Consider the following 15,900-nt stretch of genomic DNA (forward strand, 5'->3'; position numbering starts at 1 on the left):
TCAGTATATTGATTTATTAAACCAATTAGCAAATTTAGTGTAAAAAAAGTAACCAATAAAAAATGTAGCTACGTTATTGAGTTACTTGATCAGTGCAATGCTTGTGATTTTTAGCCATTCTTTTTCGGCATATGAGTACAAGCTCAATGGCTGAAATAAAAATCAAAGTATAGCCAAGCGTTTCTATACCTTCTTCAACAATGTTTTTTACCGCACGTACATAGTCATCACCCATTACTGAATGCCAAAATGCGCCTTTGCCCATCATTCGCGAAAATGCGAGTAAAGTAACCATGCCTGATAAGCAAATTCCATAACTAGGAGTGAGGCTATAGGCTTTTAAAGAGTTAAAAATACTTCCTCTGTTTGTTATTAAATAAACAAAAACGCCAGCTAAAATTGAATAGACGATACTTTGCCAAGCGCCATCAAAAAAGTATAAGTCGAGGTAGGTATCAAACTCTCTCACAAACATCATTGCCGATAACGCAGCTAGTAATACAGCCGGTATTTTGAGTTGAAAGTTAATTCGCGAAGCGTAAAAAAATAAAATACAGCTTAAAAAAGTTAAAACATCTTGCATATGTTCGGTAAGAGTTTCTTCACTGTAAAGTGCATCCTGTTTTAATTCAAACCCTTCAAGTTGAATTAAATGAGCAACACCCGCTAGGCATAATAAATAAATAAAAGATCGTAGTAAAAACATAAATAACCAAGAGAAACTATAAATGCGCGGGATTCTAATCGTTAAAATGCTTTAAAGCCAAAACAAAATTTAAACTTTTAACCTTTTTATCTGTCTAAAATTTTTGCTGTTAAAATAATAGCTTAGTTGTTTTTTTAATGTTGAATGGATGTTTTTAATATGACGTTTTAAGTGGTTTATTGTGCAAAATATAACAAGCATTAAAAAGCCCTTACTAATTACTTAACAAGGGCTTTTTATAATTGAGCGCTTAGAGTTTAGCGCCTAGCGCCTAGCGCATAGTAACAAACTCTTCAGAACCTGTTGGGTGAATCGCAACAACGGCATCAAAGTCAGCTTTAGTTGCGCCCATTTTCATGGCAACTGCAAAACCTTGAATCATTTCATCAACCGCAAAACCAATACCATGTAGGCCAACTACTTTTTCGTCTGGGCCGGCACATACAAGTTTCATTTTACAAGGCTGGCGATGTTTAGTTACCGCTGTGTACATAGCTGTAAAACCAGATTGGTAAATCTTAACGTTTTCTTCGCCATACTGAGAAATAGCTTCTTGTTCAGTAAGGCCAATAGTACCAATTGGTGGGTGACTAAATACAACAGTAGGAACTAGGCTGTAATCCATTTTTAAATCATCAGGTAGTTCTTTATTAAATAAGCGTTCTGATAAAGTACGCCCTGCTTTAACTGCTACAGGCGTAAGTTCAATACCGTTTTCGATAATATCGCCAACCGCGTATACATTTTTAGCTGTGGTATTTTGAAACTCATCAACTTTAACAAAACCATCGCTGTTAACTTCTACGCCGGCAGCGGCTACATTAATTGCATCTGTTGTTGGCTGGCGGCCAATGGCCCAAATTACTTGGTCAACGTTATGAGTTTTGCCATTATCTAAATGTAGCGTTACAGAGCCATCATCTTCTTTAACTAATTTATGAGGTACAGATTCTGTATGAAGAGTAGGGCCTTCAGCAGCCATAACATCAACAAGTGTTTCAACTATGTATGGGTCAAAGTTACGAAGTGGAGAATGCTTACGAACAAATAAATGTGTTTCAGTACCTAAACCATGTAATACACCAGCAAGCTCGACGGCTATGTAGCCTGCGCCAATAACTGCAACGCGCTTAGGCTGCTCTTTTAGTTCAAAAAAGCCATTTGAATCGATACCGTGTTCAGCACCTTCAATATGCGGAATGCTTGGGCGGCCGCCTACTGCAATTAATATATGGTCGGCTGTGTAGTGCTCGCCGTTTACTTCAACTGTTTTATTATCTACAAATTTAGCAAAACCTTTAATTACAGTAACGCCATTGCTAGCAAGGCCACTGTCGTAACCTTTATGAATTCGACCTATGTAGGCTTCACGGCTTTCTACTAACTTGCTCCAATCAAAGCCTTTAACTTCAACATTAAAGCCGTAATCTGGGGCATATAAATTAATTGCTTCAGCAACCTGAGCACCGTGCCACATTACTTTTTTAGGTACACAGCCCACGTTTACACACGTGCCGCCCATGTGTTTTGCTTCTATAAGTGCTACTTTAGCGCCACGCATTGCCGCTCTATTTGCAGAGGCAATACCACCACTGCCACCACCGATTGCAATATAATCAAAGTGTTGTGTCATTTTATGTCCTTAGGCGTTGAGTTTTATGCGCATTAGCATAACATTAAGTTTTAAAAATAAAGAGTGTTTAGGTGACCTATGTTTAGTAAAAAAACATTCGAATTTCTTGCTCAGCTTGATCAAAACAATAATAGAGACTGGTTTAACGACCATAAATCACAGTATGAGGAATACGTAAGAGAGCCCGCTTTAGATTTCATTAGGCAAATGCAAGCACCACTTGCTGAGGTTTCTAGCCATTTTGTCGCATCAGATAAAAAAGTCGGCGGTAGTTTAATGAGAATCCATAAAGACGCGCGTTTTAGTAAAGATAAAACCCCATATAAAATTAATGTAGGGATTCAATTTCGCCATTTTATGGGAAAAGACGTACACGCCCCTGGTTTTTATTTTCACTTAGCAAATGACGAATGTTTTGTAGGTGCTGGTATTTGGCGCCCAGAATCAAAGGCGCTTAATGCAATTAGAACCTGCATAGATGAAAACCCAAATAGCTATAAAAAAGCAATTTATGATGAGCAATTTAAATCTATATTTGAAATGTCAGGAGAGTCGCTAAAACGCCCACCAAGGGGTTTTGAAAAAGATCATCCCTTAATAGATGAGCTCAAACGAAAAGACTTTATAGCCATTAGCCCACTTACTCAAAAGCAAATATGCAGTAATAACCTAGTTGATACGGTACTAGAACGTTATAAAGTGGCCGACTCATTAATGGGTTATTTGTGTTTTGCTTTAGAGCAACCTTATTAAAATTAAACAACTTAAAAGCGGCTGAGTTGTTTTTTTACTTTTAGACCCAATTTAAAACGTAATGCATTAACGCAAAGAGAGTATTTATGAGCAACCCACTAATTGGCCTTGAAGGCTTACCACCATTTTCAAAAATAAAGCCTGAGTACGTAGTACCAGCACTAAAAGACGGTATTGAGCTTTGTCGTAAAGCCATTGATGACGTGCTAGCGAAAGGCTCGTACACGTGGGATGACTTAGTATTACCCCTTGAAGAAGCGGACGATAAATTATCGCGCATGTTCTCCCCTGTATCGCATTTAAATTCAGTAATGAATAACGACGAATTACGTGAAGCTTACGAGCAGTGCTTACCGTTAATATCTGAATATTCAACATTTGTAGGTCAGCATCAAGGATTATACAACGCGTATAATACGCTTTATAACAGCGACGAATTTAAAACGCTGACTACAGCACAGCAAAAAACAATTACTAATGCGCTTCGTGACTTTAAATTATCGGGTATTGCATTAGCGCCGAAGCAGCAAAAACGCTACGGCGAAATTAGCGCGCGTTTATCAGAACTTGCCTCAAAATTTGGCAACAACGTAATGGATGCCACACTTGCTTGGCACAAACATATTACTGATGAAAGCGACTTAGCTGGCTTGCCAGAATCTGCTTTAGCGCTTGCAGCTGATACTGCAAAAAGTAAAGAGTTAGACGGTTGGGTATTTACCCTTGATTTCCCGTCGTATTTACCAATTATGACCTATGCAGATAACCGCGAACTTCGCAGAGAAACTTACACCGCGTTTTCTACGCGCGCATCAGATCAAGGCCCTAATGCTGGTGAATTTGATAACTCAGAGATTATGAGTGAGGAGCTTGCGCTTCGCCATGAACTTGCACAGTTACTAGGATTCAACAGCTACGCTGAAAAGTCACTGGCAACTAAAATGGCCGAAACACCAGCGCAAGTATTCTCGTTTTTAGAAGACCTTGCTGCTAAATCAAAACCACAAGCAGAACAAGAAGTGGCAGAGTTAAAAGCCTATGCTGAGCAAAAACATGGTATTTCTGAATTACAGGCATGGGATTTTGGTTACTACAGCGAAAAACTTAAGCAAGAAAAATACGCTATTTCAGATGAAGTACTACGTCCTTACTTCCCTGCAAATAAAGTATTAAGTGGCTTATTCGAAACCGTTAACCGCTTATTTGGTATTAGCGTAAAAGAAGTTACTGACTTTGATACTTATCACAAAGATGTACGCTTTTTTGAAATTGTAGATAGCAGCAATACCTTACGTGGACGTTTTTATCTCGATTTATATGCACGCGACCGTAAACGCGGTGGGGCGTGGATGGACGACTGTATGGGCCGTAAAGTACGTGCTAACGGCGAACTACAAACTCCAGTGGCTTATTTAGTGTGTAACTTTAATAAAGCGGTTGGCGATAAACCTGCATTGTTTACTCATGACGAAGTGACAACCTTATTCCACGAGTTTGGTCATGGTATTCACCACATGCTTACACAAGTTGATGCTGCTCCTGTTGCGGGTATTAATGGCGTGGCGTGGGATGCGGTAGAGCTTCCTAGTCAGTTTTTAGAAAACTGGTGTTATGAAGAAGAAGCATTGAGCTTTATTTCAGGCCATTATGAAACGGGCGAGCCGTTACCTAAAGAGCTACTTGATAAGCTACTAGCGGCTAAAAACTATAACTCAGGCATGCAAATGCTACGTCAAATTGAGTTCTCGTTATTCGACTTTAAAATCCACAATGATTATAAAGCAGGTGAAGAGTGTCAAATTCAAGCAGTACTTGATGACGTACGCAGCCGTACCTCGGTCGTTAAGCCTCCTGAGTTTAACCGTTTTCAACATGGCTTTAGCCACATTTTTGCAGGCGGTTACAGCGCTGGTTATTACTCATATAAATGGGCTGAAGTACTCTCTGCTGATGCTTATTCTAAATTTGAAGAAGAAGGTATTTTTAACCCGCAAACCGGGCAAGCTTTCATGCAAAATATTTTAGAAAAAGGCGGCAGTGAAGAGCCAATGGAATTATTTAAAAAGTTCCGTGGTCGTGAGCCTAATGTTGACGCGTTACTACGCCACAGCGGTATTGCAGCTTAAAAATCTAATATTTAGCACAAACCAAATTAAAGCGCCTAAATGGCGCTTTTTTATTATTTGTAAATTATTATCTAATAATTTTTAGTAATTTCATCCTGTCGTACTATGCTTTTAGCACACCTATTAAAATGGATTAAGGCATGGCAAAGTTGGTATTAGCAATTGATGACGACAAATATGTTCATCATATAATTGAAGAGTCTTTAGCAGGGTTTTGTAAAATAATTCATGCAAAAGATGGCGATGAAGGATTAAGGCTAACCAATAAATATAACCCTGATATTATTTTACTCGATATTGAAATGCCAGGTATGTCAGGCTATGACGTATGTAAAGCGATAAAGCACAGTGAAAGCACTCAAGATATTCCCGTTATGTTTCTCTCATCTAAAATAGAGTTAAGCGATCGGGTAAAAGGTTATAGTGTTGGCGCATCTGATTACATTACTAAACCCTTTAACGCAGAAGAGTTAATAGCGCGTATAAAAGTGCTTTACGAATATCGACAGCAATGTGCAAAGCTAAAACTGGATATAGCAAAAGCGAATAAAACAGCGGAAATAGCGATGACAGAGTCGGGCGATATGGGGCGTATAATGCGCTACGTTGGACAAAGCTATCACGCTAATAACTTTCAATCGTTGAGTGAACACTTTTTTGCCTTTTTTGCTCCTTTAAATTTAGATGTTGTGGTTGTGTTTTGGTATCAAGGAACAGGTGTTTTTTACAGTCAGCAAAGCGGTGTATGCCCGTTAGAGCAAGAGCTGCTGGAGCAACACAGACAAGCTCAACGATTTGTTGATATTGGTAGTAGTACTATAATTAATTACCCCAAAGTATCCCTTTTGATAAAAAATATGCCAGTTGATAACGATGCTTTGTACGGACGCTATAAAGATCTGTTCCCGCATATATTAGAAGTAACCAACGAGAAGGTTATTACCATGGAAAGAAGCGAAAGCAGTTATGAGCAGGCAGCTCAAATAAGTACAGCCCTTCAAGATATTGTTAAGCAGTTAACTACTCAAAATATAGAGCAAAACAAAAGTACTAAAGTGTTTATAGAGCAGCTACATGAGCTTGACTGCGCCATTAAGCTACAACAAACACAAGCAAATCCTGCAGATCTCACCTTATATATATCTCAATTAGATCAAACAATGCAGTTATTTGTATCGGCTAATAGTGATTTAGCTTTTATCAAATATCAGCTTAAACAAGTTGCCGAAAGCCGCAATGAACTTATATCTAATTTACGCACTAAAGCGGAAGCCGCAAAGGTCAATACTAATCATCACAGTGATATAGAGCTATTTTAGTGCTTTAAAGTAAAGCGGTTGATATACTACAGGCGTATTTTATCGTCGGAGTTTATTGTGGTTATTCAGTGTGCTTTTAAAGAGTTACGCCCTTATTTAAATGAATTAGAAACACGCTTTGGTTTAGCCCAATGGGCGCAAAATTGCAGTGGCTTTAGCTTACATTACGACGATAAAGGGTTAAGCCTATTTAAAACCGATGAGCCTAAACTAGGTGCAATTAATGTTGATTTTGTAACCGGTGCTGCTGCCCATAGGCGCAAGTTTGGCGGTGGTAAAGGGCAAGCTATTGCCAAAGCGGTTGGTTTAAATAAAGGTGCAACGCCTGTTGTACTTGATGCTACCGCAGGCCTTGGGCGAGACGGCTTTGTACTTGCCTCGCTAGGGTGCAAAGTTATATTACATGAACGTCATCCGGTTGTTGCAGCCCTTTTATACGATGGGTTAAAGCGAGCCTATAGCGATATTGAAATTGGTGTGTGGATGAAAGAAAACATGAGCCTAATATTTGGCTCAAGCCATACCTTGCTCTCTCAGTGCGAAAGCATGCCCGATGTTGTTTATTTAGATCCTATGTTTCCGCATCGCGAAAAATCAGCATTAGTTAAAAAAGAAATGCGCGTATTTCAAGAGCTAGTTGGTGCAGACAACGACGCTGACGATTTACTTGATTTTGCTTATCCACTTGCCAGTAAGCGTGTCGTTGTAAAACGCCCTGATTACGCCCCATTCTTAAACGAAAAAACCCCAAGTATGCAGATCAAAACCAAAAAGAACCGTTTTGATGTTTATGTAAAGGCGGCAATGGTTTAAACATCAAAACAAATTGGTGGTTTATCCCTAGAATTTATCTATGTAAGAATCGTTATATTGGCTTGGATCTTAGGATCTAGCCTTTTGAATCTAGGATCTTATTACATTTTCATGTTAGAATTTGCGCAATTTTTTGGCATAGCAAAGTAGCACAGTAATGATCTTAGATGATATTCGCATTGTTTTAGTTAACACGTCACATTCGGGCAATATTGGTTCGGCGGCTCGCGCCATGAAAACCATGGGTTTATCAAAGCTTTATTTAGTTGATCCTGCTTGTGAAATAGACAGCCAAGCAAGTGCTTTAGCTGCAGGCGCAACTGATGTTTTAGGCAATGCAGTTATTGTAGGTACTGTTGAAGAAGCTATCGCTGACTGTACATTAACAATTGGCACAAGTGCGCGTTCTCGTACGCTTTCGTGGCCAATGGTTGAACCACGTGAATGTGGTGAAAAACTCGTTGCTGAAGCTGTAAATGGTCCTGTAGCGCTAGTATTTGGTCGTGAAAACAGTGGCTTAACTAATGAAGAGTTACAGCTTTGTAATTACCACGTATGTATTCCTGCTAATCCAGAGTACAGCTCGCTTAATTTAGCTATGGCCGTACAAACACTTAGTTACGAAACACGCATGGCGTTTGTAAATCAACAACCTAAAAAGGTTGAAGAAGACGATGCTGTTTACCCAAGCTCAAAACAAACAGAACTGTTTTATGAGCACCTTGAAGAGACGCTTTTCAAAACAGGCTTTATTATCAAACAGCACCCTGGTTTAGTTATGACTAAATTACGTCGTTTATTTAACCGAGCTCACCCTGAAGATGCCGAAATGAATATTTTACGCGGTATTCTCACTTCAATTAATAAGTCTATCCCTAAGTAACTTAGGTATAGCTATTAGTTATAAAAACCAATGGGTAAATAACTAGCTAATACTTGACTAAAATACTCAGGTAATTACAATGGCTGTAATACTTGACCAAAGAGGTCAAGTATTGAAAGTTTGTTAACTCTACTATTTAAAAAGTAAGAGTTTATAAATCAAATTTTTATCAAGTGATAATACTTGACTAATTTACTCTGGTAATTAAAATTTGCACTCTTTTGTGCAGGGGGCGTTATGAAGTTAACATCAAAAGGCAGATATGCCGTTACAGCTATGCTGGATGTTGCACTACACACAGGTGTAGGTCCTGTAGCCCTTGCTGATATTTCACAAAGACAAGAAATTTCTTTGTCTTACCTTGAACAATTATTTGCTCGTTTACGTAAAAATGGCCTAGTAAGTTCTGTTCGTGGACCTGGTGGTGGTTATTTACTAGGGCGTGAAGCGGGCGTTATCTCTGTTGGCGATATTATTAGCGCCGTAGACGAATCGGTCGATGCAACACGTTGCCAAGGTGCCGATACCGGCTGTCAGAGTGGTATGCGTTGTTTAACACATAATTTGTGGTCAGACTTAAGCGCACGCATAGAAGAATTTTTGAATAATATTACCCTTGCTGAATTGGTGGAAAAATCAGATGTGAAAGAAATAGCATCGCGCCAAGATAACAGTATCAATAATGCAATTAAGCAGTTGGAAAACATTCAAGTAAGCTGTCAACTTTAAGGTTGACCTGCAGCGGAGAGAGAAATGAAGTTACCGATTTATTTAGATTACGCAGCGACCACGCCTGTTGATGAACGTGTTGCTAAAGAAATGATGCAGTGCCTGACAATGGACGGTAAGTTTGGTAATCCTGCGTCACGCTCACACCGTTTTGGTTGGCAAGCAGAAGAAGCTGTTGACCAAGCGCGTACAGATATTGCTGATTTAATTAATGCAGACCCACGTGAAATTGTTTTCACATCGGGTGCAACAGAATCAAATAACCTTGCTATTAAAGGTGCAGCACAGTTTTACAAGAAAAAAGGTAAGCACGTTATTACCGCTAAAACTGAGCATAAAGCTGTAATCGACACATGTCGTGAGCTTGAGCGCCAAGGTTTTGAAGTAACTTACATGGACGTTGAAGAAAACGGCCTACTTGATTTACAAAAACTTGCCGACACAATGCGTGACGACACAGTACTTGTAAGCATCATGCACGTTAATAACGAGCTAGGTGTAATTCAAGATATCGCGACTATTGGCGAAATGTGTCGCGAACGTAAAATTATGTTCCACGTAGATGCAGCGCAAAGCGCGGGCAAAGTATTAATCGACGTGCAACAGCTTAAAGTTGATTTTATGTCGTTCTCTGCACATAAAGTGTATGGCCCTAAAGGTGTTGGTGCACTTTACGTTCGTCGTAAACCACGTGCTCGCCTTGAAGCGCAAATGCACGGTGGCGGACATGAACGCGGTATGCGCTCTGGTACACTAGCAACTCACCAATTAGTGGGTATGGGTACTGCGTTTAAAATTGCTAAGCAAGATTTCGAAAAAGATCACGCACACATCAGCGCACTACGTAATCGTTTAATCGACGGCATTATGGCTGATATGGACGAAGTATACTTTAACGGCACACAAGACCAATCAGTACCTGGTATTGTAAATATCAGCTTTAACTTTGTTGAAGGTGAGTCGTTACTTATGGCAGTAAAAGACATTGCAGTATCGTCAGGTTCAGCCTGTACATCTGCAAGCTTAGAGCCTTCTTATGTATTACGTGCACTTGGCCGTAACGACGAATTAGCACATAGCTCAATTCGTTTTAGTATTGGTCGCTTTACTACCGAAGAAGAGATTGATTACACCGTCGAATTAATGAAAAACTCTATCGGTCGCCTACGTGAGATGTCTCCACTTTGGGAGATGCATCAAGAAGGTATTGATTTAGATTCAGTTGAATGGGCTCACCACTAATAGTGTGAGCACATACCCTAGCAGGTAATGAGGATAGAATAATGGCTTATAGTGATAAAGTAATCGACCACGTAGAAAACCCACGTAACGTAGGTACTCTAGATAAGAACGATCCGTCAGTGGCAACGGGTATGGTAGGCGCACCAGCTTGTGGTGACGTAATGAAACTGCAAATTAAAGTATCTGCCACTGGCGTTATTGAAGATGCAAAATTCAAAACCTACGGTTGTGGTAGCGCAATTGCTTCTTCTTCACTTGTAACAGAGTGGGTTAAAGGCAAAACGCTAGACGAAGCAGCGACAATTAAAAACACTGATATCAGTGCAGAGCTTGAGTTGCCACCAGTGAAAATTCACTGTTCAATTTTAGCCGAAGACGCAATTCAAGCAGCAATTGCAGACTACAAAAGCAAACAAGCGAAGTAAGAAGAGAAACTCATGGCAGTGACATTGACAGATGCGGCAGCAAACCGCGTACAATCATTTTTAGCAAACCGCGGTAAAGGTTTAGGCCTGCGCGTTGGCATTAAAACGACGGGCTGTTCAGGTCTTGCTTATGTACTTGAGTTTGTTGACGATTTAAACGAAGACGATGAAACTTTTGCGGCTAAAGGTGTTACATTAATTGTTGACGCTAAAAGCTTAGTTTACATTGACGGCACAGAGCTCGACTACACTAAAGAAGGCTTAAATGAAGGGTTTAAATTTAATAACCCGAATCAAGCAGATGAGTGTGGTTGTGGCGAAAGCTTTACCGTTTAAGCTTTAAATATCTTTGTAGTATAAATAAGCCCTGCCAGTTAATGTAGGGCTTTGTTATTTCTGAATATTATTGGTTGAAGTTATGCGTTACTTTGAATTATTTGCAGTCCCCGTTGATTACAATATTGATTTAGCAACGGTTAACAAGCACTACTTGGAATTACAGCGTACTGTACATCCCGATCGCCACGCGAATGCGAGCAGCCGCGATAAGTTAATGGCTGTGCAAAGCACTGCCGAAATTAACGATGCGCTACAAACGTTAAAGCACCCAGTAAAACGTGCCGAATATATGTTGAGCGAGCTAGGCGTTGATATTCGTGCAGAGCAGCAAACCTTGCAAGATCCAATGTTTTTAATGCAGCAAATGGAACTTCGCGAAGAACTTGAAGAGCTAACATCAGCTAGCGATCCTGATACCGCCATTGCAAATTTTGAAAAACAAATTAAGCAATTAAACGCGCAATACAGTGCACAACTTGCTGAGCAATTAGCAAGTAACGATGAGCAGCAATATCAACTTGCCGCAGATAATATTCGTAAACTGAAGTTTGTTTATAAGTTACGTGAAGAACTAGAGCGTATCGAAGACAGTTTATTTGACGATTAATTACTTGCTGCAAAGCGAGCAACACGAGTTTAAAGAGCATTATGGCATTATTGCAAATTGCTGAGCCGGGGCAAAGCGCGGCACCACACGAACATAAACTAGCGATTGGTATTGACCTTGGTACAACTAATTCTTTAGTTGCAACAGTGCAAAGTGGCGAAGCCCGCACGTTAACTGATGATCTTGGCGCGGCTATGTTACCGTCGGTTGTTCGTTATCAAGCAGGCGGTATTACTGTTGGCGCAGAAGCTGCACAAGCAGCAACGCAAGACCCTGCTAACACACTTATTTCGGTTAAGCGTTTTTTAGGTAAAACTCAGGCTGAAATAGAGCAAAGTTATGGGCAACTACCGTATGAGTTCTGTGAGCACAATGGTGCGCTAGCAATAGAAACTGCGGCAGGTAAAATTAGTCCAATTAAAGCATCAAGCCATATTTTAGCTGCATTAAAAGCACGAGCTGAGCAAAGTTTTGGTAACCAAGAAATTTTAGGGGCTGTAATCACAGTACCAGCGTACTTTGATGACGCGCAGCGCCAAAGTACTAAAGATGCCGCAGAGCTGGCTGGTATTAACGTACTACGTTTATTAAATGAACCAACAGCAGCAGCAGTCGCTTATGGTTTAGATTCAGGCCAAGAAGGTATTATTGCTGTTTACGATTTAGGTGGTGGTACGTTTGATATATCAGTACTTAGATTACACCAAGGTGTATTTGAAGTAATGGCAACCGGTGGCGACTCTAGCCTCGGCGGCGATGACTTTGATTCGCTCCTTGTTGATTACTTTAAGCAGCAAACAGGTGTGTCAGCATTATCACCTTCAGTTTTGCGTTTATTCATCAATAAAGCAAAAGCGTGTAAAGAAGCATTAAGCCAATACGCTAAAGTAAACGTGGGTCTTGAGTTTGACGATCAAAAATACACCGTTGAAGTAACGCGCGAAACGTTTGATGAAATGGCTATGCCACTAATTAAAAAAACGCTGCGCTCGTGTCGTCGTGCTGTAAAAGATGCTGGCATTGAAAACGAAGAAGTGCTGCAAGTTATTATGGTAGGTGGTTCAACCCGTATGCCATTGGTACGTAGCCAAGTACAAAGCTTTTTTGATAAAGAGCCGCTAACTTCAATCGATCCTGATCGTGTTGTAGCCTTAGGTGCCGCGCTTCAAGCCGACGTGTTAATTGGCAATAAGCCCGATTCTGACATGTTATTGCTTGATGTATTACCGTTATCGCTTGGGCTTGAAACTATGGGTGGTTTGGTTGAAAAAATCATTCCGCGTAATACAACGATTCCGGTAGCACGCGCACAAGAATTTACAACGTTTAAAGACGGTCAAACAGCCATGTCATTACATGTGCTGCAAGGTGAGCGTGAGCTTGTTGATGATTGTCGATCGCTTGCTAAGTTTAGCTTAAAAGGTATTCCACCAATGGCGGCAGGCGCTGCGCATATTCGTGTAACCTTTAAAGTTGACGCTGATGGCCTATTAAGTGTTTCAGCTATGGAAAAATCAACAGGTGTACAAGCTGAGATTCAAGTTAAGCCTTCGTTTGGTTTATCTGATGACCAAGTAGCTAACATGCTAAAAGAATCAATGAGCAACGCTAAAGGCGACATGCAAGCGCGTATGCTTAAAGAGCAACAAGTAGAAGCGTTGCGCGTAATAGAAGCGCTTAACGCATCACTTGAAGCCGATGGTGCATTACTTGACGATATGCAACTAGCTAACTTACGCGCTGAAATTGCAGAACTGGTAAAAGTGCGCGAAAATGCACAAGAGCCTGGCGAAATTAAAGCAGCTATCGAAAAAGTCGATAATGCGAGTAGCGACTTTGCATCGCGTAGAATGGATGCATCAATTAAAAAGGCCCTTACAGGGCAGTCAGTAGACAACATTTAAGAGAGATTAGAATGCCACAAATTGTTTTTCTTCCACATCCTGAATTATGTCCTGACGGCGCTGCAATTGAAGCTCCTACAGGTCAAACGGTACTCGACGCTGCGCTTAAAAATGGTATTAGCATTGCGCATGCTTGTGAAAAATCGTGTGCATGTACTACGTGTCATTTAGTGATTCGTGAAGGATTTGATTCACTTGAAGAAAGTGATGAGCTAGAAGACGACATGCTAGATAAAGCATGGGGCTTAGAGCCTGAGTCACGCCTTGGTTGCCAAGCAATTATAAGAGATGAAGACCTAGTGGTTGAAATACCTAAGTACAATCTCAATATCGTTAATGAAGAGCACTAGTTTTTAACGATGTATATATTAAAAGCCGCTGTTTGATACAGCGGCTTTTTTGTTTGTGAATTGCTGGCGTGACGAGCAAAGCTCGTATGTTATTTTGTAGACGCAAAGCTTGCTGGTGTTATGTGTTTTAACTCTAAGTTATAAATATAGAAGCTGCGCTTCTCACGTGAGCAAGCTCAACGTCTACAGCAAATTTTAAATTATATATTTATTTTGTAGACGCAAAGCTTGCTTGTGTGATGTGTTTTAACTCTAGATTATAAATATAGAAGCTGCGCTTCTCACGTGAGCAAGCTCAACGTCTACAGCAAATTTTAAATTATATATTTATTTTGTAGACGCAAAGCTTGCTGGCGTGATGTGTTTTAACTCTAGATTATAAATATAGAAGCTGCGCTTCTCACGTGAGCAAAGATCCTAAAATGTTAGCCTTGGCTCTATGCCACGCATTAAAAGCTAACACCTTAAAACGTAATTTTGGAGGTTTATTTTGAGTAATCTTATTTTTTCTGACTCATTTATTAACGGCGAATTTTACAAAACTGATACGCGCTTTAGCGTTAACGATCCCGCTACCGAAAAAAGTATTGTTGAAGTAAGCGATATTGACGAGCAGGGTGTAAATAGCGCAATAACCGCAGCTCAAGGAGCTTTTGTTAAGTTAAAAACGACAAATGCCACTGAGCGAAGCGAAACCTTGATGCGCTGGTATGAGCTAGTAATAAAGCACAAGCAAACACTTGCAGAGCTAATGACCAAAGAGCAAGGCAAACCACTCAAAGAATCCCTTGGTGAGATTGATTACGGTGCAGGTTTTATCAAATGGTTTGCAGAAGAAGCCAAACGTAGTTACGGAGATGTAATTCCGCCAACAGATGACTCGCACCGTTTAACCAGCTTTAAGCAGCCTGTCGGTGTTGTAGCTGGTATAACGCCGTGGAACTTTCCTATTGCTATGGTTACTCGTAAAGTAGCGCCAGCTTACGCTGCGGGCTGTAGCTTTATACTTAAACCTTCTGAACACACGCCACTTTGTGCTATTGCGCTTGCTTACTTAGCTGATCAAGCTGGTTTTGTAAAAGGTGCATTTAATGTACTGGTTTCTCAAGATGCCAAAACAGTAGGCAAAATGCTGACTGACTCAGAAGTTGTGCGTAAGTTTACATTTACCGGTTCTACCGGTGTAGGTAAGCAGTTGCTATCGCAATGTGCTGACACAATTAAACGCACCTCGATGGAGCTTGGCGGTAATGCACCTTTTATTATTTTTGATAATGCCGACTTAGATGAAGCTGTTGAAGGGCTAATGGCGGCTAAATTTAGAAACAGTGGGCAGGCATGTGTTGCTGCAAACCGTATTTTTATACAGCGTAATATTCTCGACAAAGTACTTTCAAAAATCACGCCTAAGGTTGCAGCGTTAAAAGTGGCAAATGGTTTTGAAGACGGGGTTGATATTGGTCCGCTTATTTACCCTAAAGCCAAAGAGAAAGTGCAGCAGCTTGTACAAGACGCACTCGATAAAGGCGCGACGCTGATTGGTGATAATAGTGACTTAGGTGGCAGCTTTCAAAACCCATTAATAGTAAACAACGTCACGACAGAGATGGATATTTACCACGAAGAGGTATTTGGCCCAGTGTTAACGGTTATTCCTTTTGATGAAGAAAGTGAAGTACTTGCGCTTGCCAACGATGTACCATTTGGTTTAGCAGCTTATTTTTACAGCCAAAACATTAAGCAAGTCTACCGAGTTAGTGAAGGGCTTGAATTTGGTATGGTCGGCGTAAATGAAGGTGTTATATCAAACCCAGTAGCGCCATTTGGTGGTGTTAAGCAATCTGGTTTGGGTCGAGAAGGCGGTCATCAAGGGCTTGATGAGTACTTAGAAGAAAAGTACGTGTGTATTAAAATATAACGCCCGTTAAGTTTATGAGCGCGAATTTACTTCGCGCTTTTTTATGACGTTAATATGGCAGATATATGAACTTTATCTTTTACTGTTGCTACACAAAGCACTAAATGCTACCTTTGGGCACATGTTTTTTGTTAATAAAACAACACAAAAAAA

The 15,900-nt window shown here is 40.3% G+C and carries 15 protein-coding genes; 13 read left to right on the forward strand and 2 right to left on the reverse strand.

All coding sequences use genetic code 11. The features are described from left to right. Window positions 1-73 precede the first annotated feature (73 nt). A complete protein-coding gene (locus JG479_RS02165) occupies window positions 74-706 on the reverse strand; it encodes a hypothetical protein (RefSeq protein WP_138488456.1) in 633 nt (210 codons plus the stop codon). A 271-nt stretch (window positions 707-977) separates the two neighbouring features. Beyond that, window positions 978-2,339 (reverse strand): glutathione-disulfide reductase, encoded by a 1,362-nt coding sequence (gene gorA, locus JG479_RS02170; RefSeq protein WP_039485720.1) that lies wholly within the window; start codon window positions 2,337-2,339, stop codon window positions 978-980. 78 nt (window positions 2,340-2,417) lie between these two features. On the opposite strand from gorA, the gene JG479_RS02175 reads away from it, so the two are divergent. The 13 genes from JG479_RS02175 to JG479_RS02235 all read left to right on the forward strand — a co-directional run bounded on the left by JG479_RS02175 (window position 2,418) and on the right by JG479_RS02235 (window position 15,747). After that, window positions 2,418-3,092, forward strand: coding sequence for a DUF2461 domain-containing protein (locus JG479_RS02175; protein ID WP_138488457.1), 675 nt, complete (start codon window positions 2,418-2,420; stop codon window positions 3,090-3,092). Window positions 3,093-3,178: 86 nt separating this feature from the next. Further along, complete coding sequence (prlC, locus tag JG479_RS02180; protein WP_149602058.1) at window positions 3,179-5,218, forward strand: oligopeptidase A; 2,040 nt, start codon at window positions 3,179-3,181, stop codon at window positions 5,216-5,218. 140 nt (window positions 5,219-5,358) lie between these two features. Continuing rightward, window positions 5,359-6,537 (forward strand): response regulator transcription factor, encoded by a 1,179-nt coding sequence (locus JG479_RS02185; protein ID WP_002958415.1) that lies wholly within the window; start codon window positions 5,359-5,361, stop codon window positions 6,535-6,537. A 57-nt stretch (window positions 6,538-6,594) separates the two neighbouring features. After that, window positions 6,595-7,350, forward strand: a complete 756-nt coding sequence (locus JG479_RS02190; protein ID WP_182671023.1) for a class I SAM-dependent methyltransferase — start codon at window positions 6,595-6,597, stop codon at window positions 7,348-7,350. A gap of 157 nt (window positions 7,351-7,507) precedes the next feature. After that, complete coding sequence (gene trmJ / locus JG479_RS02195; RefSeq protein WP_200219841.1) at window positions 7,508-8,233, forward strand: tRNA (cytosine(32)/uridine(32)-2'-O)-methyltransferase TrmJ; 726 nt, start codon at window positions 7,508-7,510, stop codon at window positions 8,231-8,233. Window positions 8,234-8,470: 237 nt separating this feature from the next. Then, window positions 8,471-8,962, forward strand: a complete 492-nt coding sequence (gene iscR, locus JG479_RS02200) for a Fe-S cluster assembly transcriptional regulator IscR (RefSeq protein WP_002958424.1) — start codon at window positions 8,471-8,473, stop codon at window positions 8,960-8,962. 24 nt (window positions 8,963-8,986) lie between these two features. Then, window positions 8,987-10,204 carry an IscS subfamily cysteine desulfurase gene (locus JG479_RS02205; RefSeq protein WP_002958425.1) on the forward strand — a complete coding sequence of 406 codons (1,218 nt, stop codon included), beginning with the start codon at window positions 8,987-8,989 and terminating at the stop codon, window positions 10,202-10,204. 41 nt (window positions 10,205-10,245) lie between these two features. Continuing rightward, window positions 10,246-10,629, forward strand: a complete 384-nt coding sequence (gene iscU, locus JG479_RS02210) for a Fe-S cluster assembly scaffold IscU (RefSeq protein ID WP_002958426.1) — start codon at window positions 10,246-10,248, stop codon at window positions 10,627-10,629. A 12-nt stretch (window positions 10,630-10,641) separates the two neighbouring features. Next, complete coding sequence (iscA, locus tag JG479_RS02215; RefSeq protein WP_002958427.1) at window positions 10,642-10,965, forward strand: iron-sulfur cluster assembly protein IscA; 324 nt, start codon at window positions 10,642-10,644, stop codon at window positions 10,963-10,965. 82 nt (window positions 10,966-11,047) lie between these two features. Continuing rightward, entirely contained in the window at window positions 11,048-11,575 is a 528-nt protein-coding gene (gene hscB / locus JG479_RS02220) for a co-chaperone HscB (RefSeq protein WP_002958428.1), read from the forward strand. 41 nt (window positions 11,576-11,616) lie between these two features. After that, on the forward strand, window positions 11,617-13,479 hold the full coding sequence (gene hscA, locus JG479_RS02225; RefSeq protein WP_002958429.1) for a Fe-S protein assembly chaperone HscA: 1,863 nt from the start codon (window positions 11,617-11,619) through the stop codon (window positions 13,477-13,479). A gap of 11 nt (window positions 13,480-13,490) precedes the next feature. Then, on the forward strand, window positions 13,491-13,829 hold the full coding sequence (fdx, locus tag JG479_RS02230) for an ISC system 2Fe-2S type ferredoxin (RefSeq protein WP_002958430.1): 339 nt from the start codon (window positions 13,491-13,493) through the stop codon (window positions 13,827-13,829). Window positions 13,830-14,319: 490 nt separating this feature from the next. Then, on the forward strand, window positions 14,320-15,747 hold the full coding sequence (locus tag JG479_RS02235; RefSeq protein ID WP_149602059.1) for an NAD-dependent succinate-semialdehyde dehydrogenase: 1,428 nt from the start codon (window positions 14,320-14,322) through the stop codon (window positions 15,745-15,747). Window positions 15,748-15,900: the final 153 nt, after the last annotated feature.

It is taken from the genome of Pseudoalteromonas sp. LC2018020214 (assembly GCF_016598755.1).
GTDB classification, from domain to species: domain Bacteria; phylum Pseudomonadota; class Gammaproteobacteria; order Enterobacterales; family Alteromonadaceae; genus Pseudoalteromonas; species Pseudoalteromonas distincta.